This is a genomic window from Bacteroides sp. OM08-11 (assembly GCF_003438665.1).
Classification (GTDB): domain Bacteria; phylum Bacteroidota; class Bacteroidia; order Bacteroidales; family Bacteroidaceae; genus Bacteroides; species Bacteroides cutis.
In genome coordinates this window covers 112234-135975 of the sequence record NZ_QSTJ01000004.1, presented here as the reverse complement: position 1 = coordinate 135975, position 23742 = coordinate 112234, and the positions used below count along the sequence as shown (strand labels likewise).

Genomic DNA, 23742 nt, shown 5'->3' with positions numbered 1-23742 from the left:
AGATAGAATTGGATGTTTTTTGATACGCAATCAATAGTAATTGAAACAAAGTTAATAGTATACGTTATTGTGTTTTTTTATTTTTGTTAAGAGATAGAAATATAATAATTGATAACAATTTTAATGTTATGATGAAGAAATTAATTTTCCTTTGGAGTTTATTGGTATTAGGATGGCAAACCACCTATGCAGATGGAAGTCCAACCCGGGAACGTGTCAACATCAATAGGGATTGGCACTATCAAGAGAATGATCCGGCAGGAGTTGACTCTACTTTACATTACTCTCGATTGAGGTCCTATTTACTTCCGTGTGCTAATGATTTTTTTATTTTTGGAGATAGGTACAAACGTCCTGAAGGAAATCCCGGGAATGATGTACCTTACGTTAAAACGGATTTTGATGACAGTCATTGGAGACAACTGGATTTGCCGCATGATTGGGCTATAGAAGGGCCGTTTAATATTGATTATGTGGGAGCTACCGGGAAATTACCCTATTGGGGAATACGCTGGTATCGTAAAAAGATTGATTTACCGAAGGAGGATGTAGGAAAGCAGATTTATTTGGATATAGATGGTGCCATGTCCTATGCTTCCGTTTGGTGTAATGGGAAGTATGTAGGTGGATGGCCATACGGGTATGCTTCTTTCCGTTTAAATTTGACTCCTTATGTAAAGGCCGGACGGCAAAACGTGTTGGCAATCCGTTTGGAGAACCCGGACGATGCTTCACGTTGGTATCCCGGAGGAGGAATTTATCGGAATGTATGGTTAGTGAAAACTTCACCGGTACATATATCTCAGTGGGGAACAGATATACGTAATAATTCTGTAAATGCTGATAAAGCCGTTATGGAAATGGGAGTGCGTATTGAAAATCATCAGGAGTCTGATGTACAAGCAACGCTTCATACCGTGATATATCATCAGGGTGAAAATGGAAATCCAACAGGAGAAGAAGTGGCTCGGGTAGCAGATAAGAAGATTGATATTAAAAAAGGAAGTTGGGGAACCGCACGTTTTAATTTCAGTGTCAGTAAACCTAAATTTTGGGATGTAGACTCTCCACATTGTTATGTTGCAGTAAATCGTGTATTTGTGGACGGAAAAGAAGTGGAAACTTATCAAACTTCTTTTGGTATCCGTACAGCTGAGTTCACACATGACAATGGTTTTATGTTGAATGGACATAAAGTAGCCATTAAAGGGGTGTGCCTGCATCATGATCTCGGAGCATTAGGTGCTGCGTTCAATGAAGTGGCGGCAGAAAGACAGTTGCGTATTATGAAAGAAATGGGAGCCAATGCGGTACGTACCTCTCATAATCCTCCGGCACCGGAATTGGTGGCTCTTTGTGACCGTCTTGGCTTAATGATGCAATTGGAGTTGGCCGATACATGGCATAAGGGTAAGAGAAAGAATGATTATAGCAGACTTTTTGATGATTGGAATGAAGCTGACATGCGTTCAGTAGTACGTCATTATCGCAATCATCCATCAGTAATTATGTGGAGTATCGGTAATGAAGTGATGGAGCAGATGACGGATATGGGTGTAGAGATAGCACATCGTTTGACTGCCTTCTGCCATGATGAAGATCCTACGCGTCCCACTTCTTTAGGCTGCAATAATCCTAACGCACTTTTCCGGGATATAGTAAATCATGTGGATATATTGGGACAAAATTATCGCCATCAGGCTTATGCTAAGTTTAAAAAGCAAAATCCTACGCGCAGGTACCATGCAAGTGAAACTTCTTCTGCCACCAGTTCTCGGGGAGAGTATTTCTTTCCGGTTACGACAGATCCCAATGACAGTCGTGTCGGGTTTCAGTTATCTTCATACGATATGACTACTATTGGTTGGGGATGTTCTCCCGAAGCACAATTTAAGATGAATGAAGAATATCCTTTTATGAGTGGAGAATTTGTCTGGACCGGATTCGATTATATCGGTGAGCCTACTCCATATAATAAAGATCTGACTAACCTTCTGAACTTCAGCGATCCTAAAGAATTGGAAAAAGCCAAAAGAGAGTTGGAAGAGTTAGGCAAAATCAAAACTCCTTCCCGCAGTTCTTATTTTGGTATAGTGGATTTGTGCGGCTTCCCCAAAGACCGTTATTATAATTATAAAAGTTATTGGCGTCCGGAAGTTCCTACTGTACATATTTTGCCTCATTGGAATTGGGAAGAGCGTATCGGTGAGATTACCCCTGTACATATATATACCTCTGGAGATGCAGTTGAATTGTTTTTGAATAATAAATCATTGGGACGTAAAGAGAAAGTGCATTCTTATGATCGTCTGATTTGGGAGGATGTGCGCTATGAACCCGGAACATTAAAAGCTGTTGCTTATAAGAATGGTGAAAAATGGGCTGAAGAAATTGTTGAAACAACCGGAAAACCAGCCGCCTTGCAAGTAGTGCCTGAAAAGAAGTTTTTGAAAGCAGATGGGGTAGACCTGTCTTTCGTTCGCGTTTTGATTGTAGATTCTAAAGGCCGTATGGTTCCACGTGCTAAAAATCATTTGAAATTTTCTGTTTCAGGTCCTGCCGAGATTGCAGCTACCGATAACGGCGATGCCACTGATCTGACTTCATTCCAAGCGCCGGAACGGAATGCATATAACGGTATGGCATTGGTGATACTTCGTAGTCAATATCAAAAAACGGGTAAAGTAGTGTTGACGGTTGAAGCTAAAGGTTTACCTAAGCAGAAAATTGTATTGGATGTGGAATGAAATCGTCGATAACAAATAAAAAGCGGATGTCTCACAACATCCGCTTTTCCAAACAATCTAACCAAAAATAATCAATCTATGAGATAATACCTATCAATTAACTACGAATTTAAAAAGCCTATGAATTATTTGTGAGTATGATGTGATGTTTGTATTGCAGCCCTCACGTTATCCATTGGAGTTTTGGGCAAAATTGTACAATCCGCTCCCAATATGAAGCGTTTACCTATTAAATCGTGTTTTAATGTGTTTACTTCTTGAATAACTTCGTTTACAGTTCCCTCTAAAATTGTTCCTTTTCTATATAAACCACCCATTACAGGACGTTTAAACAACCTTTCACAATCTTGTAAACTGAATGGTTTGCCATTTACTTCTATGGGAGCATTGACAATCTGTCCCGGATACGATATAAATCGGGTTAAATCATCATAACTGCCCTCATAGTCGCAAATGTGGAGAATATTTAATTTTGTGTTTGTGTTGCATTCTTTCATGACTCTCAGGTCGTATGGTTTAACAAATGTTTCAAAAAAATCAGCTGTTCCATAGAATTTTTGTTCGCCACCCTGAGTAGGAGTGTAGAAACCGTCTACACCAATCTCTTTACAAGCTTTTACATATCCTATTAATGCTTCGGTAAAATATTCGAGCGCACGTTTAATTCGTTCCGGTTCTTTAGTAGCATAGGCTACTACTGTTTTTGCCCCTACACTTTGAATTAGCATCTGGAATGGGGAATACACAGTTGGAAGAACCATTGCATTAGTTCCCGCAATATCATATATTCCTTTTACTATATCTAACGTAGGTTTAAAAAAATCAGCAGGCAGAGGTTTTATCAAATCCCAATCTTCTGCTTTTTCGATACGGACACGTCCGTATCCTTGCTCGAATTGGATTTTCACAAAATCCATTCCTGTTGACAGGAAATACCTCAAATGAGCATTAATTGCATTGTCTCCGACTTTGGCATCTTTACCAAAATGCATAAAGAACGCACAAGGTATGTATGATTTGTCTAAAGTTCCATCTAGAAACTGCTGCATCACTTCCCGTTTATTGGTCGGGATTTGTGCCTGTACCAAAGTGGTGATGCAAAGTAATATGAAGAATAACTTTTTCATTTGTGTTTCTCATTATCAGTTTCGTTGCTGCAAAGATAGGGGCGTAGTTAATATGAGACTTTCAATATCGTTCCATTACTTTGCTTTTTTGTCTCAAAAACGGTTTTTGATATTAAAATGACTGTTTTTTATATGAAAAAAGGACTGAGTTGACACAACCCAGTCCTTTTTAAAAGAATATGTATTAGTTCTATTTCACTTGAATAATATCATAATTCAGATCACTTACCGCTTCTTGCAGGCTGTCGTTGACCAAACGCAAAGTAGTATCGTTTACCACAACAAAGTATACGGGAGCTTCTCCATTGTCTGGGGTCAACTGATAAGCTGTCTTTTTCTTTTTGTTTACCTCTTTCTGGATAACCTTGCTTTTGCCTTTAGAAGTGAAACTCTTGTCTTGTCCTTGTCCGTCTGCATCCAGATAAGTGGTGACCAATGTATAACCACATTCACCGTCAGGGCCTACGCTATCTACACTCAATACATACTGAATACCCGGACCGTCGGCAGCAGGAAGTATGCCTTCGTATACAGCCACAGCAGAAGAATCGTTACCGACTACAGTCATTGCGCCTTCTTCCATTACACCATTGTTTTGATTTCCTTTTGATTGGCAGGACACCAATGCAGCTACGATAGCTACAAACATCATTACTTTTTTCATTGCTTTAACAGTTTAAGTTAATATATAAAGACGCTTACAGCGTGATTATTCTTCATTGTCTCGTTTGATAACAAGTAATTTATCCACTCTTCCGCGGTCCATGTCCACTATTTCGAAATCCAGGTTTTTATAACTGAACAGGTCACCTGCTTTCGGTACACGTCCTATAAGGAACATGGCGAGACCGCTTAAGGTAGTAAAATCCTCTTCTTTCAGGTCATCATAATTCAAGATGTTCATTGCTTCCATAAAATCATCTATGTTCATTGAAGCTTCTACCAGCATTGAACCATCTTGTCTCATTACGATTTCTTCTTCTTCCGTTTCATTCTCTTCCAAGATGTCACCGAAGATACTTTCCGTTAAATCGTGCAGGGTGATGATACCTTCCGTATTTCCATACTCGTCTACAACAACTCCGAACTTATTTTTGTTCTTCTTAAAGAGTTCTAAAACTTTCTTTGCATATAAACTTTCGGGAATAAACAAGGGAGCGCGTGCGATATTCCGCAAGTCGAACGGTTGGTCGTTACCTATCATAAGAATAATATCCTTTACCGAAACTATTCCGATAACCTCATCTTTACCTCTTTCTACCAGTAGATATTTACTGAAATGTTCTTCACGGATGATGCGTAACACTTCTTCTTGCGTATCCGTAGGATGGAGTACGACAATATCACGGCGGTGAGTCATCAAGTCATTGGCTCTTTTGTCTGAGAAACGGAATACATCGCGCAGCATTTCGGTTTCTTCTTTATCAATAACTCCTTGTTCCGAGCTTTGATGCAGGATCATTTTCAGTTCATCTTGCGTCATCTGCCGTTCTTCATCACTGTTCAGCCCGATAAACTTGTTCATTAACTTGGTAGAAGCACTGAGCAGACATACAAACGGATAGGAAATCTTAGTCAGTACAATCATAAAAGGACTAAGCATCGTTGCCCATTTTTCCGGGTTGTTCAAAGCCAAAGACTTAGGTACCAACTCACCGATAATGAGCGAAAGATAAGTGATGACTGCCACTACTGTAACCATGGCAAGCGTGTCGGCATATGCAGCAGTTCCCGGAATCAATTCGAACAATGGTTCTACATCATTAGCAATGGTAGCGCCACCGTATGCACCGGATATAATACCAATCAAAGTAATACCGATTTGAATGGTAGAAAGGAATTTCTCCGGTTCTTCCAGTTGCTTTAAAACTCCTTTAGCTCTTTTGTTCCCTTTACCGACTAACGTTTCTAGACGTGCTTTACTAGACGAGACTAAGGCTATTTCATACATGGCAAAAATGCCATTCAAGATAAGTAGGAATAGAATAATTATAAATTCCATATTAAGTTATGAATAGTTTTGCTGCAAAGATAACGTTTTTCAGATATTTATTGTTAATATTGTCACCTCTTAAGAAGATTAAACAATGAAAAGCAAATTATTCTTATTCAGTCTTTTGTCTGTATTGCCTGTTTTAGTGATGCAGGCTGCACGCGTAGATACCATAAATGTACAAAGTCCGTCCATGAAAAGAAGTGTCAAAGTGGTGTATATCATTCCCGACAGAGCTGTCGGGCAACAGCCTCAAGCTTGTCCGGTGGTTTATCTTTTGCATGGTTATGGAGGGAAGGCTGAAAGTTGGTTACTCTTGAAACCCGAACTCAAAGAGATTGCTGATGAGAAAGGTATTATCTTCGCGTGTCCCGATGGTAAAAACAGTTGGTATTGGGATAGTCCGAAAAATCCGGAATATCGTTATGAAACTTTTGTGTCCTCAGAACTGGTAAACTACACCGATATACATTATGCTACCATACCTTATAGGAGAGGGCGTGCCATCACCGGTCTCAGTATGGGAGGGCATGGAGCATTGTGGAATGCATTCCGTCATAAAGATGTATTTGGGGCAGCAGGTAGTACAAGTGGAGGTGTTGATATCCGTCCTTTCCCAATGAACTGGAAGATGAGTGAACAGTTAGGTGAATATGCCGCTAATAAAGCATCTTGGGATGTACATACCGTCATCAATCAGATAGATAAGATTGAGAATGGAGATTTGGCTTTGATAATAGATTGCGGTGAAAGTGATTTCTTCCTTGAAGTGAATAAGGAGTTTCATAAACGCTTGCTGGCACGTAATATCGATCATGACTTCATCACCCGTCCCGGAGAGCATAACGGTAAGTATTGGAATAATTCTATTGATTATCAAATACTGTTTTTCAGTAAGTTTTTTAAGAAATAATTATTCGATTACATAGTTTATGGTGCGATCGTAGTTCGCATTACCACTTTTTATTGTTTCGTTGCAAGACGTAATAATCCCTTCATTGTTAGTTTTATAGGAATAATGGGTGGTTTCATTGTTTCCCGTATTTCCATCGGGAATAATCTGGGTTATTAGAGTTTCCAATGGTTCTCCCAATAGTTTTCCATAAAGGGCGGCTGAGTGTAAAGACATCGGATACATCTCTGCAAGGAACAGGCATGGTATTTCCGACAGGTTTGCAATTTCATTGCCGGAGGAAGTAGTTGCAGTATATTTTTGCTCGTGAGTGTCTACTTTCTGGGTAATACGCAGTGTCCTGTAACTTTCATAATCAATATCGATGGAAGAATATATCTTTCCTTCATCCAGACTTTCCGTTATCTTCTTCAGATAATATTTATTCTCTGTATTTATGAGATAAGAGAAAGTATATGTACGGGTAGTAACCGCTTCCTGCCGGACACATTTTGTGGCATATCCTTTATCGTTAAATGTATAGGTAGACACATTACCATAATCATCGGTCACTATAGCCTGATGATTGTCATTATAGGTTATGGTTGTAACCGATTTCATTCCGGCCTTTTCACCTGCAACCGTATAAGTTTGTAAGGTAGTGAAGTCTGTTACTTTGCCTTGGTTATAGGAGTAAGTTTGAGTAGTGGTAACCGTAGGGACTCCTACTTCAAAGGGACTATCTTCCGACAGTTGGATTTTAGAAAAAGAAACCTTTGGGTAATTATCCTCTGTAATTCCATTATCTGTATCTTCCTGATTATCGCAAGACGTTACTCCTACAAGAAGAAGTGAAAGAGCAAAGATTACTTTTTTCATTATTGCTTTTACTTTATAATCAGTCCCTTGCGGACATTCCGTTTCATCATGACACTTTTGTCGGCTGTCATGCGTGTATTGCTTGGTTTGGGCAATTCTATGTTTCCAACGATCAGTTGCAATGTTGTGTTGAGTAACGTTTCATCCGGATTTCCCAGGGGAAGATAGTTTGCCAAATAAGCTGTTTCATTGATAGGATAGTCCGGTTTAAAACCTTCGGCATATTCCGACTCTCCGTTGGAGTTGAAGATTTCACATACAACCGGGCGAAGCACCCAAGGGTATCGGGAATTCAGATAAACGGCAGTTCCTACGTTTTCTCCTTTCGTAGTCTGTCCTATGAGAACAACGTTCATATAAGGTTTCAGACAGTTAATAAGCATTTCCGCAGCACCGGCGGTAGTTCCGCTGGTAATTACGTATAAGGTAGATAAATTCAGATTGGCACCTCCCTGTAGCAGTTGGGCATCCAATATGAGATCGCGGTTCTTTGCGCTTTGCTTGTTGTTATATTGCAAGAAAGCCAATGGGCTGTCCAGCTTGTCGGCAGGAGCGAGTATATCTCCTAAAAGTTGCACACACTCCATTTCTCCCCCCGGGTTGTAACGCAAATCAAGTATGAAGTTATTGACGCCTGCCTCTTTGCACTCTGAAGAAAAACTTCTCAGTATGGCATTGTAGTCTTGGCTGCCGTCTGTGGAACCGGGAACAAACTGATTGTATGCCAGATAGCCGACAATCAAGTTTGTATTCTGAAGAGTGAAGATACGGCGGGCATGGATAGCATTGTCCGTTACCGTACGGGCGGCGGGAAGATTGACATTCCGGTCCGATTGGATGATACCCATTTCTTTGTCTTCTTCATCTTTCTGAACCGTATATTTCCCGATAAGCAGTTCACGGTTACCTCCGTCTACCAGTAGTTTTTCTGTTTTCTTGGTAATGGAATCGCCGTCTATCAGCATGATCCATTCTCCTCGTTCCAGTCCGGCATTGGCAGCCGGAGAGTTTGGAATGACGTATGAAATAAGGGCATTATATACCGTATCGCTCGTTGCCAGTTTATATAAAGTATAGTCGAAACCATAACTTGGCACAGGTGTATTGTCTAAAGTATCTACCGTTGAAAAACCTTTGTCATAAGAAGACAAAAGACTTTTCAAGAAAGCCGCCGGTTCTTGGAAATAATTCAGTTCCTTGGGTGAAGGGATATCCTCATACCACAGATAATCTTGTCGCATAACGCTGTCTATCCATAAATCTCGTCCTGTCAAAGGATAATATTCAGGCCAACGGTCTTGTCCGCAGGAAAACAGTGTCGTTAGCGTAAGAATTCCCAATAGAGGGATCAGCAACAGGTTCCTTCTCTTCATCAGTATCTTTTTCATTGATTTTCGTTGCAAAAATAGCGAATAGTTCGCTTATCTACCATAAATATGGTATAAAATTCCCTATACTGTGTCATTGGTTACCCTGCTTTCTCCCTCTATCTTTGCAACATCAGGAGATAGGAACGATTATTAACCATTAAAATACAGACGACAATGGAAACAAAGAAATTGCATTTTGAGACTTTACAGCTTCACGTAGGGCAGGAGCAACCGGATCCTGCAACGGATGCCCGTGCAGTACCCATTTATCAAACCACCTCATACGTATTTCGTAACTCTGCCCATGCGGCGGCGCGTTTCGGCCTGCAAGATGCGGGTAATATCTATGGGCGGTTGACTAACTCTACACAAGGTGTTTTTGAACAACGTGTCGCAGCGCTTGAAGGAGGTGTTGCCGGTTTGGCGGTAGCTTCCGGTGCGGCAGCCATTACATACGCTTTCGAGAACATCACTCGTGCAGGCGACCACATTGTTGCTGCCAAGACAATTTATGGCGGTACCTATAATCTATTGGCACATACATTACCCGGTTATGGAGTCACTGCTACATTCGTCGACCCGTCTGATTTGTCGAACTTTGAGGCAGCTATTCAGGAAAATACGAAAGCCATATTTATTGAAACTTTAGGAAACCCGAACTGTAATATCATTGATATTGAGTCCGTCGCTGAGATTGCCCATCGTCATAAAATTCCTTTGATTGTTGATAACACATTCGGTACTCCCTATCTGATTCGTCCCATTGAGCATGGAGCGGATATTGTGGTGCATTCTGCCACGAAATTTATAGGCGGTCATGGAACGTCACTCGGAGGTGTCATTGTAGATAGTGGTAAGTTCGATTGGGTGGCCTCCGGAAAATTTCCGCAACTCACTGAGTCTGATGCCAGTTATCATGGTGTTCGTTTTGTAGATGCTGCCGGTTCTGCCGCCTATGCAGTACGTATCCGTGCGGTACTGTTACGAGATACGGGGGCTACTATCAGTCCGTTCAACGCTTTTATTCTGTTGCAAGGGCTCGAAACATTGTCACTTCGTGTGGAGCGTCATGTAGAGAATGCCTTGAAAGTAGTTGAGTTCCTGAAAAATCATCCTAAGGTTGCCGCTGTCAATCACCCTTCATTGCCGCAGCATCCCGACCATACTCTCTATGAGAGGTATTTTCCTCAAGGAGCCGGTTCTATCTTTACGTTCGAGGTGAAAGGAGGTGTTGAAGAAGCCCATCGGTTGATTGATAATCTCCGGATTTTCTCTTTGCTGGCAAATGTAGCGGATGTGAAATCACTGGTTATCCATCCTGCCACCACTACCCATTCGCAATTGAATGAACAGGAGTTGGCCGAACAGGGCATCAAACCGGGAACAATCCGCCTTTCCATCGGAACAGAACACATCGATGATTTGTTGGAAGATTTGTCGCAGGCATTGAACAAGTGCTGAAAACGAGTGAAAAGGTGACGGATATATTGAAGAGTGAAAAGTTGATATATAGATGTTTGTAGTTTCCTATGGGTGGAAACGCCCGTTCCCTTTAATGGAAACGACAATTTCCCTTAATAGAAACGCCGGTTTCCCTTAATGGGAACGCCGGTTTCTTACTATGGAAACGAGCGTTCCCCTTTATGGAAACGAAAGTTTCTCTTGGGGAAGGTGATAATTGGATAATTGATTATGGATATTGCTGTACTACTTTCGGGAGGTGTTGACAGTTCGGTTGTTGTACATCTGCTTTGTGAACAAGGTCATCATCCTTCTCTGTTCTACATAAAGATAGGGAAAGATGATGCCGATTTTATGGATTGCTCTACCGAGGAGGACTTGGAGATTGCTTCGGCCATAGCCCGTCGTTATGGGCTTTCACTGGATGTGGTGGATTTGCATCGCGAGTATTGGGACAACGTAGCTGCTTATGCCATCGATAAGGTGCGCCGCGGTTTGACCCCTAATCCGGATGTGATGTGTAACAAACTAATCAAATTCGGCTGCTTTGAACAGCAAGTTGGTAAGGATTTCGATTTTACCGCAACCGGCCATTATGCAACTACCATGCGGCAGAATGGAAAGACTTGGCTCGGTACTGCATTTGATCCTATAAAAGACCAGACGGATTTTCTTGCCCAGATAGACTCCTTGCAAGTTTCCAAGCTCATGTTTCCGTTAGGCGGACTGATGAAACACGAGGTGCGTGACATAGCCCGTAATGTGGGGTTGCCAAGCGCCCGGAGGCGAGATAGCCAGGGGATTTGTTTCTTGGGTAAAATCAATTACAATGATTTCGTCCGTCGTTTTCTTGGCGAAAAGGAAGGAAAAATTGTAGAATTCGAAACAGGGAAGGTGATAGGTATGCATCGCGGTTATTGGTTTCATACAATCGGTCAGCGCAAGGGACTCGGTTTGAGTGGAGGACCCTGGTTTGTGGTACGCAAGGATATAGCGGAAAATGTAATTTATGTTTCACGCGGATATGATACTGATAAACAGTATGGTAATCGGTTCTTTATGCAAGATTTCCATTTTATTACAGAAAATCCGTGGAAAGATATAAAAGGAGAAATACCGGTTACGTTCAAAATACGGCATACTCCGGAGTTCATGACAGGACGATTGTTGCAAGATGGTTCGGGTTATTGTGTTATTTCCGGGAATAGGTTGCAGGGGATTGCCCCGGGACAATTTGGGGTAATTTACGATGAAACTTCCCGTTTTTGTATCGGTAGCGGGGAGATTGGTGTATAGAATAAACCGCTACATCTTATATATAGTATTCCACAAGATCTACAATTCCAGCCTTCATGGCATATTTGGTGGCTTCGTGTGCATTGTTCACCCCTAGTTTCCTAAAGATATTTTTCCGGTGGCTGTTTATCGTGTGGAAGCTGAGGTTTCTTTCGGCGGCTATTTCTTTAGTTGTTTTCCCTAAAGCTATTTCTTTGAGAATATTCCTTTCGGCGGGCGTCAGCAGGTCATCTTTGATGGCGGGATGGGTAGTAGAAGATGTATTGTTGTTTATCGAAAGCAACAGGTTGCTGACATGATTGCAGATAAAACGTTCCTTGCGTGAAGCGCATTGCAAAGCTGTCAATATCTCCTCTTTGGAGTTGTCCTTCATTACTACTCCAAATGCCAGACTGCTGAAAAGTATTTGTCTGAGGAACGGGACACTCAGTTCGTCGGAGAAAAGCAGCCAGTCTACTTCTTTAAATCGCTCGTGCAATACAATGAGTTCCTCAGCTCCGGTGAAGTCGAATAATGTATAGTCTAAAATAACCACCGCTTCGGGATGCAGGCGTAATTGTTGTATCAGTTCTGCCTTGTTGTCAGCTTCCAATAACAGGGAAGTGTCTTTCTGTCTGCCCAGCAAGAACATCATACCTGCTTTGGTAATATCTTGGTTGTCTGCGATGATAAATTCTCTCATAATGAATTAAAATAAAACTCCGTTGCAAATGTACACTTTTTGAGTGATTTGCAACGGAGTTGAGAATATATATATTGTAAAGGGCTTTACCAAGAACGTCCCTTGAAGATATTCGATTGGTTCAACGGTACCAGGTTACCATTCAAGGTCATGGTGTTGGAGTTGAAGTTCGGGCTGATAGTTACGGTCGCATTGTTGCCGCCGTTGGTCAGCGTAAGGAATATCTGTGCGGAGATGCCGATACCTTGAATGCTGAAATTGCAATTTATGTTGCCTTTCTTGTCGGTATTCATCTGGATGTCGGAAACTGTACCGTCTACAGTTACGCCGCCAATTCCGTTAGGACCGGGATATACTGTGTTGAATGCTACCTGGACAGTACCACGCCCTTGATTTACCAATACAAAGTTGGTGTTGGAGGTAACGAAAGCGGTTTGTCCGTTGCGGAACATAACCTGGTTGGCCTCCAATACAAACTGGTGTGCTTTCAGTGCTGCTACGGCGTCGTCGTATGAAACGACATCTGCCGCTTGTTCTTCTGCTTTCAGACGGGCACGTTCTGCGTCTCTCTGTGCCTTGCGGTCTGCACGACGTTCTGTTTTACTCTCTTGCGCATACATGGTGGTTGTCACCATGCTCACCAATACTAATGCTGCTAATGCAATAAACTTTTTCATACTCAATTTTTGTTTAGGTTTAAATAAATTGTTCGTTATAAGTTTATTGCAAAAACAATGCCTAAGCAGGATTGTTCACCGTTTTTTTAATTATTTATATCCACTCAATGAGGTTACGTAATGTAAATGCCCGCTAATAGGCTGATCGGACAATCATCTTTTTCGGCGCCTTTTATGGTATGCTACAAAGGTGTGACAGGTATGTTTAATATTTTTTCTTTCTTTTGTTGTGCAAATAAAAATTGTCAATTCATTACGTTTACTTGGAAATTTGATAGTATATTTGGCTTCCGATTGATGTTTTTGACTATAATAGGATAGTTTATGAATAAGAAATCTCTTGTAACCGGAAAGAAGGTGGTAACTTTTGGTGAAGTAATGCTCAGACTCACCACGTCCGGTTTTTCCCGTTTTTCTCAAGCTAATGAGTTTATTGCAACCTATGGTGGAAGTGAGGCCAATGTTGCCGTATCCCTAGCGCATTTTGGCATTCCAACAGAGTTTGTTACCCGCTTGCCGGATAATGCGGTGGCTCGTGCCTGTTTGGCTTCTCTTCGTGCCAGTGGTTTGGGAACGGAAGGTATCGTTTTTGGTGGTAAACGCTTGGGATTGTATTACTTGGAGAGTGGTGCCGCGTTTCGTAATTCCAATGTAGTGTACGATCGTGAGGGATCTTCCTTTGCAACGCTTCGTCCCGGTATGATCAATTGGGAAGCTATATTTGCCGATGCTGGTTGGTTTCACTGGTCGGGCATTGCCGCCGCCCTTTCTCAAGAGGGGGCTGATGCCTGTCATGAAGCTTTGGAGATAGCAGACCGTATGGGGCTGACTATTTCTTGTGATTTAAATTATCGTAAGAAACTTTGGAACTATGGCCGTCCGGCTGCTGAGGTGATGCAACCTTTGATACAATACAGCGATGTCATCTTTGGTGCCGAACCGGAATATCAGGAAATTTTGGGTATTCAGCCTGTTGGCTTTAAAGCTGTTGATGCCACCGATACTTCTTTTTATTCCAGTCTTCCTGCATTTGAATCTTTCGGACAAAAGGTATCTGAACTTGTTCCCCGATGTCGGAAGACTTTTCTGGAACTTCGCAACTCCATAACTTCCAACCACAATTTGCTCGCTGCCGTTCTTTATTCTGACGGAACATTGAAGCATACGGGGATTTATGACATCGAACATGAAGTAGATCGTGTCGGTGCAGGTGATGCATTTGTCGGTGGATTGATATATGGTTTAATTACATATCCCGATGATGATCAACAAGCTTTAGAGTTTGCACTTGCCGCTTCTGCTTTGAAGAATACTGTTTATGGAGATTTTAATCTGGTAACGGTAGAGGAGGTGGAAAGTTTGATGGGTGGAAATACCTCAGGAAGGGTATCGAGATAGAATGATGAAATAAAAAATCCCCCTTTCGCAACTAAGCTTTATAAAAGGCTTATGTTACGAAAGGAGAAATTAAAAACGAATTTTATTTCTTATACCAGTCCTGGTTATTTTTTCCATTACTGGTTACCCAGCTTTCATAATCTTTATATAATTGGTCGATTGGAACTCTTTCATTTTCGCTTTGCAATAGCTTTTCTATATCTTTTTCATTAGCTCCACTCAGGAAGAAAGCAAAGGGATAGTTGCCACTGCGCACATAATAAATGTTTTTGTTTGGCTGTGAGGCATCATCATTGGTTTGGAATAGAGACATATTCATTTTAGATGTAGGTTTTTCCTTAGGAATATGAACTTCCCAACGTTGTCCGTCCGCTTCATTCTTGAAAATGAATGGTTGGGCTTCCGAAGATGTTGTAATAGGGGAATCATAGTTTAGAATCACCTTGTATTCAGCCCCCATATCATCCTTCACATTGTCAGTCAGAATAAATACATTGTTATCTTTTTCAAAAGTAAAATTAGTCTCGGTAAACTCCTTTTCTCCCGGTTTACGAATAAAATATTGGGTTGAAGATGGATTACCCATATATAGCAATCTGAATGCCAATCCGTTGTTGTTACCTGCTACATTCTGGAATGTCTTGAAGATGAATGATTCTGCATAGATTTTATTATCCTTATCGAAAGTCTTTCCATAATTATAACGAACGACGACATCATTCATATCATAATCACCTTTACTGGGCCAAAGATCCTCGAATGCATAGACACCTTTTAGTATTTCTGTTGTGGTTTGGTTATTATCGGGGTCTACATCAGGATCAACTTCAATAGCTTTTACAGGATTGGATTTCATGGCGACAACAACATCACTGAAATTTCGGTCATTAATGTAATCTTCGAAAGAGACCATCACGAAATCGTTATATCTATATGCTGCTGTACGCGGAGTATCATATGGATTTCCATTATCGTCAATACTTAAACCTCTTGATGTTGCTGCACGATATTTTATGTTTTTATTATATCCGGAAATTCGATTACTCCATGCATTAGTAGCGATGACAAGCCCTACTCTATATCCGGCAGGAAATATTGTAGTTTCTCCTTCTGCGCTACCGGAACTAATTTTAGGATAATATTTTAATTGTACGGCTGTTCCACGATTAATACCGGCGGTAGGCTTTGCTCCCTTTCGATCATTTGCCCATTTGCCATCCTGTGTATTAGGGAACAACATGATAATATTAGCATCGTTGAGACTGGTTGGTTTTTCACCTTCCTTATAATAATAATATCCCATTGAACAGTTCCAACAAGTATTTTGTCCTAAAAATGTTACAGCGATTTCTGTTTTTTCGTTAATACGTATGTCTGAATAACTACGATATTCTTCCGGACAAATAGCATGTGTGTTGATAATTTGAGCATGAGCTGTATATAAATCACCTGCATTTTGGGCTGCTAATTCTCCTGTATATTTGTAGTTTATCTCTCCATTTTTCATATACTCATATGCTCCTAAAAAAGTATGCCAACGCGTATCATTTTTATAAGCTTGAGGGATTTCTTTACTATAATAGGGGTATTTTACCATATAACTATCATGTGGAATACGCGTTGGGCTGACAATTCTCGTAGTAACTTTCTCCTCTATAATATCATCTGAAGCTTTTATGATACCATTTTCCACGTTAGCTTCTATCAGAGTTTGAGCGAAAAAAGCGGGCGTATAAATGTATACCTTCTTCAGATATGTGGGTAGTTCTATAGTACCTTTATAGACGCCATTTTCTGCTGTATAGCTTGCAAAAAGAGGGAAAATATCAGCCTTTTTAGTATACCCATATTCTGTTTTGATGACAGGCATTTCATCGTATAACTCAAAATATACATTAGCTTCTACACCAGAATTAAGATAACTAACTTCCAGGTTAGTAGTTGGGTGAACAGTTGAGAAATCAAAATCATTGAATTTCTTCTCTTCTTCTTTCGGTCCTTGATAAATGTCTTTTTCAAGACAGCTACTCAATGCAAAGAGAGCAATGACAGCAGCTCCAAACCACTTCTTGTTCATAATGTCTGTATAGTTTATTTTTTGATTGGCTTTTTACGCCACAAATATATATCTTTTGATTAGATAATACAACTATATTTGAAGGTTTCTACAATAACATGGCTAATTTAGACAAATTCATAATGAAAGATGATTGTTATTCTTTTTATTTTTCTTTGTAGTATATGGTAATCAACAGTGAAATCAATATTAACACACTACCAATACAAGAAACTCCAGCCCATCCCCATGATTGCCAACAACTTCCAGCGAGGAAGGTTCCCAATGAACCGCCAATGAAATAAGTCGTCATGAAAATAGTATTCACTCGGTTGGAAGCAGAAGGATAAATAGCAAAAATACTGGTTTGATTACTGAGTTGAATGCATTGCATGCCTATATCTATCAATATGACTCCTGCAATAATACCTATATATGTGTTTCCGCAAAAATGAAGAGATGTCCAAGCTAATAACATCAATGTGCAACCTATAAAATTGAAATTACGTATACCTACTTTCTTTACGTATTTTCCGACGAAAGAAGCTGTCAGTGCACCGGCTATTCCGCATAATCCTAATATGCCGATGGTATCGCTATTAGCATAAAACGGTGCTTCTCTCATCTTGAATGCAAGACAAGACCACATGGCAAGGAAAGAACCAAATGCAATCCCGGCACGGATTGAGTAGATACGTAGTGCAGGATATTCTTTTATTAAAAAAAACAGAGACTTCATTAAATCACTGTATTTTCCCTGAAATGTAGGGTGGATATCTGGCAAAACTTTTAAAACGACAATGGAACACACCAACATCATACCTGCTGCAATGGAATACATTTCACGCCATCCAAGTACTTCACCCACAAATCCGCTGATAACGCGTGATGCAAGTATTCCCGTCAATAATCCTGAAATAACAATACCTACATTACGGCCTTTATTTTCGGGTTGGGAGAATTGTGAAGCAATCGGTACAAAAATTTGCGGTATCATAGAACAAATACCAGTGATGAGCGATGCCCCCCAAATTATATAAATGTTAGATGCTACAGCTATGGCTAATAAAGAGAAGATGAGTAGGATAAAATTTGTCAGTATGATCTTTTTGCGTTGATAAAGGTCACCTAATGGTACAATAAATAATAATCCTAACGCATAACCTATTTGCGTGATCATTGCGATCAGGTTTGTTTTGAATTCCGATACTCCCAGTTCGTGGCGTATCACATTCAACAAAGGCTGATTATAGTATAAGTTTGCTACAGAAATACCTGCTACAATAGCGAGTGTCCAAAGTATATGTGCCGGCAGTCCGCCATTTTCTTTCAATTTAGTTTTCATGTTGCAAAGATAATTAAAAGCTTAAAGACTGTAATCTTATTTATGTATCAATATGAATAGGGGACACTCCAAGTTATTATTTGTTCATCAATTCCACGCTGATGTAGCTTGGATACAATATCCTTTGGAAAATGTTCCGTAATGGGAATGATTGGACATCACGGATTGTACCTTAATTTGAAAACAATGAAAGTGAATCCTGTCTTTTTTCTAATTATTAGAATACCGATACTCATTGGGAGAGATACCCATAATTTTCTTAAATAGCAGACTGAAATATTGCACATTGGTATAGCCTAGTTGTCGTGCCACGATGGCTGGGGCGTTTTCTGCTTTGAGTAACATCCTTTTAGCTACTTCAAGCCGTTTCAGTTGGAAATACTCATCTAACGTCTTACCTGTCTCGAATTTCAACAAATCGCTGAAATAAGGAATGGAAAGTCCTAATCCTGTGGCACAATATTCTGATGTAGGCAATATGGCATTACGTAATTTGCCGGAATCTATGTAGTCATCGAGTAAGGTTTCTAACTCTTCAAGTACATTTTTGTTCTTATTCTCCCGTGTGATGAATTGCCGCTCATAGAAACGGGTACAATAGTCCAGCATCAATTCGATATGCCGTGAGAGAATAGTGGCGGTGTGCGCGTCAATGGAATGGTGTAGTTCCTCTTCAATATTTTCAAGACAGCATATAATGGTTGCTGTCTCCCGTTGTGACAAATGCAATGCTTCCTCCTTGCTATAAGAAAAGAATGTGTAGTTCTTGATATGATTCTTCAGTGAGGTGCGATACAGCAAATCGGGATGAAACGTCAATAACCATCCTTTGTCCGGTAACACGTCTGCTTTACTCATACGGAAAATTTCCCCGGGTTTGAGAAACACCATCGTAGCATTGGAATAGTCGTAATACTTGCGGCCGCAGCAGCAATAGCCATCAGAACATTCCTCGATGAGCAGCACGGTATAGAACTCGAATTTCACGGCTTCTTGCTCTAAATCCGGGTGTTCTAGATTGATGATACTTGCTTGGGGATGCAATGTCTTGCACCCCAAACGGCGATTACATTCGCACACGCTCTTTATGTCCAGCGTCTCTTTCATCTGTCCTTTCAACCAATCATCTTTGTCCGATATTCATTCGGTGTGCATCCGACCCGTTTCTTGAACAAACGACACAGATGTTGTGGATATTGAAAACCCAGTGAATAAGCTATCTGGCTTACCATATCTTGAGTGCCGGATATACGATCTTTTGCTATTTCAATCACTTTTTCCTGAATATATTCTTGCGGAGTTTTTCCGGTTTCTTTTTTAAGCATGTCTCCGAAATAGTTAGGTGAGAGAAACAATTTGTCGGCAAAGTATTTCACTGAAGGAAGTCCGTCATGTTCGGCTGTAGATCCTTCGAAATATTCGTCCAGCAGATATTCGAAACGGGTCAGTACATCCCGGTTACTTTTACTACGTGTGATAAACTGTCGTTCGTAGAAACGCATGCAGTAACCGAGTAGCAATTCGATATATGTAGCAATCAGTGTTTTACTGTGCTTGTCTATATCATGTTCCAGCTCTTTTCGGATAATTTTTAGACAATCCAATATAATAGTCTGTTCTTCCTCGGATACATGTAACGCTTCATTGACTTCATACGAGAAAAATGTGTAGTTCTTTATCGTTTTATTCAATGATGTACCGCGAAGTAGGTCGGGATGAAAGATGATGCCGTATGCATTAGTCTGTATATGCCCGATCGTCGATGTTGTCTCTGCTGTTTGTCCAGGAGCGAAACAGACAATAGTCCCTTTTTCGTAATCGTACTTTTGGCGGCCATACTTGATGTCACATGCCTTTTCCAATTTCAAAAATAGGGCGTACACACCATAGTTAAGGCGTATGGTGTCCACCGCGCGGGTTGCTTCATTGAGATTGATGACGCTGACTAACGGATGCAGGGTTTCAAAGCCGTATAAACGGTTGTATTGATCTACGTTGTCTAAGTTGAGTATCTTATCCATATTCTCTATGTCTCTATGTTCTTCACCGCGCAAAATTAGATGATTATATTGATATTGTCATAACCCCAATTACGGATAATGTAACCTTGACTACAGATTCATGCCGTTTTTCCCGAAAATCATGTAATTGAGGTTATAACATCTGTAATTCATCTACATTGTATTTTTAGGCATACGTTTAATTTTGCATCAAGAAACTGAAACACTAAATTCGATAAAATCAAGAGATAATGAAACGTATATCATTCGTCATGATTGCAAGTTCGTTTGTCTTGGGAACAACTACCGTTACGGATGAGGAGACAGACTGATAAAACAAACGCCCTGCTTGCGTCAATCCGTGATGGTAAACCGATGACACTGCGACAACAGCTACGTCTGACCGTATTGCTCAGTATTCCTGCTATCATCGCGCAACTTTCCTCTATTGTCATGCAGTATATCGATGCGGCGATGGTGGGACACCTCGGAGCCGAGGCATCGGCTTCCATCGGACTGGTATCGACGACCACATGGCTCTTCTGGGGGTTGTGCGTGGCTGCTGCTACGGGATTCTCCGTACAGGTGGCACATAAAATCGGAGCGGGTGATATGCAGGGAGCGCGTGTCGTGTTGCGGCAGTCACTGACCGCCACACTTGTTTTCAGTCTGTTGTTGGCCGTGCTTGGTGCTTCAATCAGTGGTATGCTTCCCCATTGGTTGGGAGGCGATGTTTCCATACGCCGGGACTCGTCGCTCTATTTCTTCATCTTCTCCCTCTTCCTTCCTGCTTTGCAGATGAATTTCCTTGCAGGTGGCATGTTGCGTTGTAGCGGAAATATGCACGTGCCAAGTCTGTTGGGGGTGGCGATGTGCATACTGGATGTTATTTTTAATTTTTTTCTGATTTTCCCTTCGCGGGAATGGCATGTGGCGGGTATCTCTTTCAGGATGCCGGGTGCAGGATTGGGTGTGGAGGGTGCAGCACTGGGTACGGCTGCTGCCGAAGCGGTGGTTGCCGGGATATTATTGTGGTATCTTTGGACCCGTTCCGATGAATTGAAGTTGAGGGGAGAGCAAGGGAGTTTCCGCCCAGAGACAACAACCTTGAGAAAAGCTCTTCGTATAGGGATTCCTATGGGGATAGAGCATTTCGTGATTTGTGGTGCGCAAATCATGACGACTGTTATCGTGGCACCGCTGGGTGTCTTCGCCATCGCGGCCAATTCGTTTGCCATCACAGCTGAGAGTCTTTGCTATATGCCCGGTTATGGGATTGCTGATGCTGCCACTACATTGGTCGGGCAGAGTATCGGTGCCGGTCGCCGGGGACTGACCCGAAGTTTCGCCAGCATCACCGTACTTATGGGAATGGGAATCATGGGGTTGATGGGCGTACTCATGTATGTGTTCGCACCCCAGATTATCGGTTTGATGACTCCCGTCGGGGAGATCCGGGAATTGGGCGTGATGGCTTTGCGTATCGAAGCGTTCGCCGAACCGATGTTTGCGGCTTCGATTGTCGCTTACGGTGTCTTCGTCGGAGCGGCCGACACGCTTGTGCCGTGCCTGATGAATTTCTTCAGCATCTGGGCGGTGCGTTTGGCACTGGCCATTTTACTCGCTCCGTCATTAGGACTGAAAGGAGTATGGATTGCCATGTGTGTCGAACTGTGTTTCCGGGGTCTGATTTTCCTTGTCCGCCTGAAACGGGAACGATGGATGAAAAAAGTATAAAATGATGTCTGTAATTGGGGTTATGCAATCTGTAATCCATCTACCGGCTTTCTCTGTAATCTGCTGTAACTTTGCAATGTGAAAAGAAAACAAGAAACATTAAAATCACAGCGATTATGAAACGAATTACAATTTTAATTGCCGCTTTTTTCAACCTCTTTGGTCTGACGGAAAGTCTGGCGCAAAACACTCAAAGTAACAGAAATATGGAACAGTTAAATCTGACACAGGAATGGGACAAGACGTTCCCGAAGAGCGACAAGGTGAATCACAAGAAAGTGACCTTTATAAACCGTTATGGTATCACGCTCGCCGCCGACTTGTATGTACCGAAAACGACCGCTGTAGGAAAACTGCCGGCCATCGCTGTCAGTGGTCCGTTCGGGGCTGTAAAGGAACAGTCGTCGGGGTTGTATGCTCAGACACTTGCCGAACGAGGATTCCTGACGATTGCTTTCGATCCTTCGTTCACAGGAGAAAGCGGCGGACAGCCTCGTAGCGTGGCTTCGCCGGACATCAACATCGAAGACTTCTCGGCTGCGGTAGATTACCTTGCGACACGTCCGGATGTGGATGTCGAGCGTATCGGTATCATTGGTATTTGTGGCTGGGGTGGATTTGCCATCAACGCGGCTGCGGGTGACACACGCATCAAAGCGACGGTGGCTTCCACGATGTACGACATTAGCCGCTGTACGGCAAACGGTTATTTCGATGCCGCCGACAATGCGGATGCACGCTACAAAATGCGTCAGGAATTCAACGCCCAACGCACGGAAGACTATCGTACAGGCACTTATCTCCGTACCGTGATGAACCCGAAACCTGCTGACGACGCGCCGCAGTTCATGAAGGATTATTACGACTATTACAAGACTGAACGAGGCTATCATTCCCGTTCCATCAACTCCGGTCTGGGCTGGAACAAGACCTCAAATCTTGCATTTCTCAACACACCTATCCTTTCGTATGCCGATGAAATCCGTAGTGCTGTGTTACTTATTCATGGCGAGAAAGCCCACTCCCGTTATTTTAGTGAAGATACTTTCAAGAAGTTGAAAGGCAACAATAAGGAACTGATGATTATTCCTGGTGCCGTACATACGGATTTGTATGACCGGACGGATATTATTCCGTTCGACAAACTGGAGGAATTTTTCAAAGAGTACTTGAAATAGAGAGAAACTTCCAATATAAAGTAAACCGGAAGAAGATCCTCGTCCCACGATAATTGAGACAATATGTCAGGGTAACGGGAAAAATGTTCTTGTGCTGATGAGTGTCGGTATGCGACAAGATAACACAGACTGTCTGACCTATGCCTGTATCAAAAGGTTGTCCGAGAAAGGACACACCGTGACGAAAGTGTATCTGGGTAGTATGCGTATGCTGGGATGCTGGGGATATAGGGCTTGCTAGCTCAAATTGCACCTGAACATCTTGAAAAAGTCTGTAAAATGGGATTGGAATTGTAAGATCTTACAATAGAATAAGATATGAACAAGTATTTGATTATAATGGTCTTAGCGTCTATGACAGCTATATTTGTATTGACTGTATGCAGTCCGGATGATGAACTTATAACGGAGACTTCTGTCGTGCCCGTTCTTGATCCTGAAGAACCGGGAGACGATGACAATTCTGGAAACGGAAGTGACAATAACGGGAATAATGGTGACGAAAATAATGGAGGGGAAAACGAAATGAACAGAAACATTACAGTCCGTGTGGGCGACTATAGCTTTTCTGTCACACTTGAGGACAATGCTACGGCACGCGCTTTTACCGCTTTGCTGCCTATGACGGTGACGATGAATGAAATGAACGGTAACGAAAAATATCATTATCTGTCGGAAAATCTGCCCACAGACAGCTACCGACCCGGCACAATCCGTAATGGAGACCTGATGCTCTACGGTTCCAGTTGTGTTGTTCTCTTTTATGAAACCTTCTCGTCGTCTTACAGCTACACCCATATAGGACGGCTCGATAATCCGTCAGGGCTGGCTTCGGCTCTCGGAAGAGGCAATGTGAACGTGACTTTTGAAATCAATATGACTGATAACTAAAATAATATTCTAA

General features: G+C 41.7%; 20 protein-coding genes and 3 pseudogenes. 11 read left to right on the top strand and 12 right to left on the bottom strand.

Annotation, left to right across the window (positions count from 1 at the left end; translation table 11 throughout):
• Positions 1–131 precede the first annotated feature (131 nt).
• Positions 132–2747 (top strand): beta-galactosidase GalB, encoded by a 2616-nt coding sequence (galB, locus tag DXC10_RS09065; protein WP_117737805.1) that lies wholly within the window; start codon positions 132–134, stop codon positions 2745–2747.
• Between the two features lie 125 nt (positions 2748–2872).
• On the opposite strand, the gene DXC10_RS09060 is transcribed toward galB, so the two are convergent.
• The 3 genes from DXC10_RS09060 to DXC10_RS09050 form a co-directional block, all read right to left on the bottom strand.
• A complete protein-coding gene (locus DXC10_RS09060; protein WP_101545162.1) occupies positions 2873–3874 on the bottom strand; it encodes a uroporphyrinogen decarboxylase family protein in 1002 nt (333 codons plus the stop codon).
• Between the two features lie 190 nt (positions 3875–4064).
• Complete coding sequence (locus tag DXC10_RS09055) at positions 4065–4538, bottom strand: copper resistance protein NlpE N-terminal domain-containing protein (RefSeq protein WP_101545164.1); 474 nt, start codon at positions 4536–4538, stop codon at positions 4065–4067.
• Between the two features lie 45 nt (positions 4539–4583).
• A complete protein-coding gene (locus tag DXC10_RS09050) occupies positions 4584–5876 on the bottom strand; it encodes a hemolysin family protein (RefSeq protein ID WP_101545166.1) in 1293 nt (430 codons plus the stop codon).
• 85 nt (positions 5877–5961) lie between these two features.
• Between DXC10_RS09050 and DXC10_RS09045 the strand changes: the two genes are divergently transcribed.
• Positions 5962–6780, top strand: a complete 819-nt coding sequence (locus DXC10_RS09045) for an alpha/beta hydrolase family protein (RefSeq protein WP_117737712.1) — start codon at positions 5962–5964, stop codon at positions 6778–6780.
• Here the strand turns inward: DXC10_RS09045 and DXC10_RS09040 are convergent, their stop codons facing one another.
• Positions 6781–7638 (bottom strand): DUF4595 domain-containing protein, encoded by an 858-nt coding sequence (locus tag DXC10_RS09040; protein WP_101545170.1) that lies wholly within the window; start codon positions 7636–7638, stop codon positions 6781–6783. It lies immediately after the preceding gene.
• A gap of 8 nt (positions 7639–7646) precedes the next feature.
• Positions 7647–8363, bottom strand: a pseudogene (locus DXC10_RS16725) (S41 family peptidase); the annotation flags it as partial.
• Between DXC10_RS16725 and DXC10_RS16720 the strand changes: the two are divergent.
• Positions 8322–8561 (top strand): hypothetical protein, encoded by a 240-nt coding sequence (locus DXC10_RS16720; RefSeq protein WP_370448213.1) that lies wholly within the window; start codon positions 8322–8324, stop codon positions 8559–8561. The pseudogene DXC10_RS16725 and the gene DXC10_RS16720 overlap by 42 nt on opposite strands.
• A gap of 213 nt (positions 8562–8774) precedes the next feature.
• On the opposite strand, the pseudogene DXC10_RS16715 reads toward DXC10_RS16720, so the two are convergent.
• Positions 8775–9011, bottom strand: a pseudogene (locus DXC10_RS16715) (peptidase S41); the annotation flags it as partial.
• Between the two features lie 171 nt (positions 9012–9182).
• Here DXC10_RS16715 and DXC10_RS09030 point away from each other — a divergent pair.
• Together DXC10_RS09030 and mnmA are read left to right on the top strand one after the other, a co-directional pair.
• Complete coding sequence (locus tag DXC10_RS09030; RefSeq protein WP_101545172.1) at positions 9183–10469, top strand: O-acetylhomoserine aminocarboxypropyltransferase/cysteine synthase family protein; 1287 nt, start codon at positions 9183–9185, stop codon at positions 10467–10469.
• A 231-nt stretch (positions 10470–10700) separates the two neighbouring features.
• Entirely contained in the window at positions 10701–11765 is a 1065-nt protein-coding gene (gene mnmA / locus DXC10_RS09025) for a tRNA 2-thiouridine(34) synthase MnmA (protein ID WP_101545174.1), read from the top strand.
• A 16-nt stretch (positions 11766–11781) separates the two neighbouring features.
• Here the strand turns inward: mnmA and DXC10_RS09020 are convergent, their stop codons facing one another.
• Positions 11782–12447, bottom strand: a complete 666-nt coding sequence (locus DXC10_RS09020) for a response regulator transcription factor (protein WP_101545177.1) — start codon at positions 12445–12447, stop codon at positions 11782–11784.
• An 86-nt stretch (positions 12448–12533) separates the two neighbouring features.
• Entirely contained in the window at positions 12534–13124 is a 591-nt protein-coding gene (locus tag DXC10_RS09015; RefSeq protein ID WP_101545179.1) for a DUF4251 domain-containing protein, read from the bottom strand.
• Between the two features lie 324 nt (positions 13125–13448).
• Here DXC10_RS09015 and DXC10_RS09010 point away from each other — a divergent pair, with 324 nt between their 5' ends.
• A complete protein-coding gene (locus tag DXC10_RS09010; RefSeq protein WP_101545181.1) occupies positions 13449–14522 on the top strand; it encodes a sugar kinase in 1074 nt (357 codons plus the stop codon).
• Positions 14523–14604: 82 nt separating this feature from the next.
• Here the strand turns inward: DXC10_RS09010 and DXC10_RS09005 are convergent, their stop codons facing one another.
• Together DXC10_RS09005 and DXC10_RS09000 are read right to left on the bottom strand one after the other, a co-directional pair.
• Complete coding sequence (locus DXC10_RS09005) at positions 14605–16599, bottom strand: LruC domain-containing protein (RefSeq protein ID WP_117737711.1); 1995 nt, start codon at positions 16597–16599, stop codon at positions 14605–14607.
• 145 nt (positions 16600–16744) lie between these two features.
• Positions 16745–17923 (bottom strand): MFS transporter, encoded by a 1179-nt coding sequence (locus tag DXC10_RS09000; RefSeq protein ID WP_117737710.1) that lies wholly within the window; start codon positions 17921–17923, stop codon positions 16745–16747.
• 80 nt (positions 17924–18003) lie between these two features.
• Between DXC10_RS09000 and DXC10_RS16520 the strand changes: the two are divergent.
• Positions 18004–18190 (top strand): annotated as a pseudogene (locus DXC10_RS16520) (hypothetical protein); the annotation flags it as partial.
• Here the strand turns inward: DXC10_RS16520 and DXC10_RS08995 are convergent.
• Together DXC10_RS08995 and DXC10_RS08990 are read right to left on the bottom strand one after the other, a co-directional pair.
• Positions 18134–19030 (bottom strand): AraC family transcriptional regulator, encoded by an 897-nt coding sequence (locus DXC10_RS08995; protein ID WP_101545503.1) that lies wholly within the window; start codon positions 19028–19030, stop codon positions 18134–18136. The pseudogene DXC10_RS16520 and the gene DXC10_RS08995 overlap by 57 nt on opposite strands.
• An 8-nt stretch (positions 19031–19038) precedes the next feature.
• Positions 19039–19944 carry an AraC family transcriptional regulator gene (locus DXC10_RS08990; RefSeq protein WP_101545188.1) on the bottom strand — a complete coding sequence of 302 codons (906 nt, stop codon included), beginning with the start codon at positions 19942–19944 and terminating at the stop codon, positions 19039–19041.
• Between the two features lie 294 nt (positions 19945–20238).
• On the opposite strand from DXC10_RS08990, the gene DXC10_RS08985 reads away from it, so the two are divergent.
• From DXC10_RS08985 to DXC10_RS08975, 4 genes are all read left to right on the top strand, one after another.
• Positions 20239–21660, top strand: coding sequence for an MATE family efflux transporter (locus DXC10_RS08985; RefSeq protein WP_117737709.1), 1422 nt, complete (start codon positions 20239–20241; stop codon positions 21658–21660).
• A gap of 116 nt (positions 21661–21776) precedes the next feature.
• Positions 21777–22838 carry an alpha/beta hydrolase gene (locus tag DXC10_RS08980; protein ID WP_117737708.1) on the top strand — a complete coding sequence of 354 codons (1062 nt, stop codon included), beginning with the start codon at positions 21777–21779 and terminating at the stop codon, positions 22836–22838.
• A 109-nt stretch (positions 22839–22947) separates the two neighbouring features.
• Positions 22948–23079 carry a hypothetical protein gene (locus DXC10_RS16635; RefSeq protein WP_255419794.1) on the top strand — a complete coding sequence of 44 codons (132 nt, stop codon included), beginning with the start codon at positions 22948–22950 and terminating at the stop codon, positions 23077–23079.
• A 113-nt stretch (positions 23080–23192) separates the two neighbouring features.
• On the top strand, positions 23193–23729 hold the full coding sequence (locus tag DXC10_RS08975; protein WP_187120676.1) for a cyclophilin-like fold protein: 537 nt from the start codon (positions 23193–23195) through the stop codon (positions 23727–23729).
• Positions 23730–23742 lie beyond the last annotated feature (13 nt).

Bases quoted from the DNA above. Each gene is read 5' to 3' on its own strand.
- DXC10_RS09000 (WP_117737710.1), bottom strand. From the start codon at position 17,923: ATGAAAACTAAATTGAAAGAAAATGGCGGACTGCCGGCACATATACTT.
- DXC10_RS09020 (WP_101545177.1), bottom strand. From the start codon at position 12,447: ATGAGAGAATTTATCATCGCAGACAACCAAGATATTACCAAAGCAGGT.
- DXC10_RS09015 (WP_101545179.1), bottom strand. From the start codon at position 13,124: ATGAAAAAGTTTATTGCATTAGCAGCATTAGTATTGGTGAGCATGGTG.
- DXC10_RS09030 (WP_101545172.1), top strand. From the start codon at position 9,183: ATGGAAACAAAGAAATTGCATTTTGAGACTTTACAGCTTCACGTAGGG.
- DXC10_RS09055 (WP_101545164.1), bottom strand. From the start codon at position 4,538: ATGAAAAAAGTAATGATGTTTGTAGCTATCGTAGCTGCATTGGTGTCC.
- DXC10_RS09050 (WP_101545166.1), bottom strand. From the start codon at position 5,876: ATGGAATTTATAATTATTCTATTCCTACTTATCTTGAATGGCATTTTT.
- DXC10_RS09010 (WP_101545181.1), top strand. From the start codon at position 13,449: ATGAATAAGAAATCTCTTGTAACCGGAAAGAAGGTGGTAACTTTTGGT.
- DXC10_RS09040 (WP_101545170.1), bottom strand. From the start codon at position 7,638: ATGAAAAAAGTAATCTTTGCTCTTTCACTTCTTCTTGTAGGAGTAACG.
- DXC10_RS08975 (WP_187120676.1), top strand. From the start codon at position 23,193: ATGACAGCTATATTTGTATTGACTGTATGCAGTCCGGATGATGAACTT.
- mnmA (WP_101545174.1), top strand. From the start codon at position 10,701: ATGGATATTGCTGTACTACTTTCGGGAGGTGTTGACAGTTCGGTTGTT.
- DXC10_RS16635 (WP_255419794.1), top strand. From the start codon at position 22,948: ATGCGACAAGATAACACAGACTGTCTGACCTATGCCTGTATCAAAAGG.
- DXC10_RS09045 (WP_117737712.1), top strand. From the start codon at position 5,962: ATGAAAAGCAAATTATTCTTATTCAGTCTTTTGTCTGTATTGCCTGTT.
- DXC10_RS08995 (WP_101545503.1), bottom strand. From the start codon at position 19,030: ATGAAAGAGACGCTGGACATAAAGAGCGTGTGCGAATGTAATCGCCGT.
- DXC10_RS08980 (WP_117737708.1), top strand. From the start codon at position 21,777: ATGAAACGAATTACAATTTTAATTGCCGCTTTTTTCAACCTCTTTGGT.
- DXC10_RS09060 (WP_101545162.1), bottom strand. From the start codon at position 3,874: ATGAAAAAGTTATTCTTCATATTACTTTGCATCACCACTTTGGTACAG.
- DXC10_RS08990 (WP_101545188.1), bottom strand. From the start codon at position 19,944: ATGGATAAGATACTCAACTTAGACAACGTAGATCAATACAACCGTTTA.
- DXC10_RS09005 (WP_117737711.1), bottom strand. From the start codon at position 16,599: ATGAACAAGAAGTGGTTTGGAGCTGCTGTCATTGCTCTCTTTGCATTG.
- galB (WP_117737805.1), top strand. From the start codon at position 132: ATGAAGAAATTAATTTTCCTTTGGAGTTTATTGGTATTAGGATGGCAA.
- DXC10_RS08985 (WP_117737709.1), top strand. From the start codon at position 20,239: ATGAGGAGACAGACTGATAAAACAAACGCCCTGCTTGCGTCAATCCGT.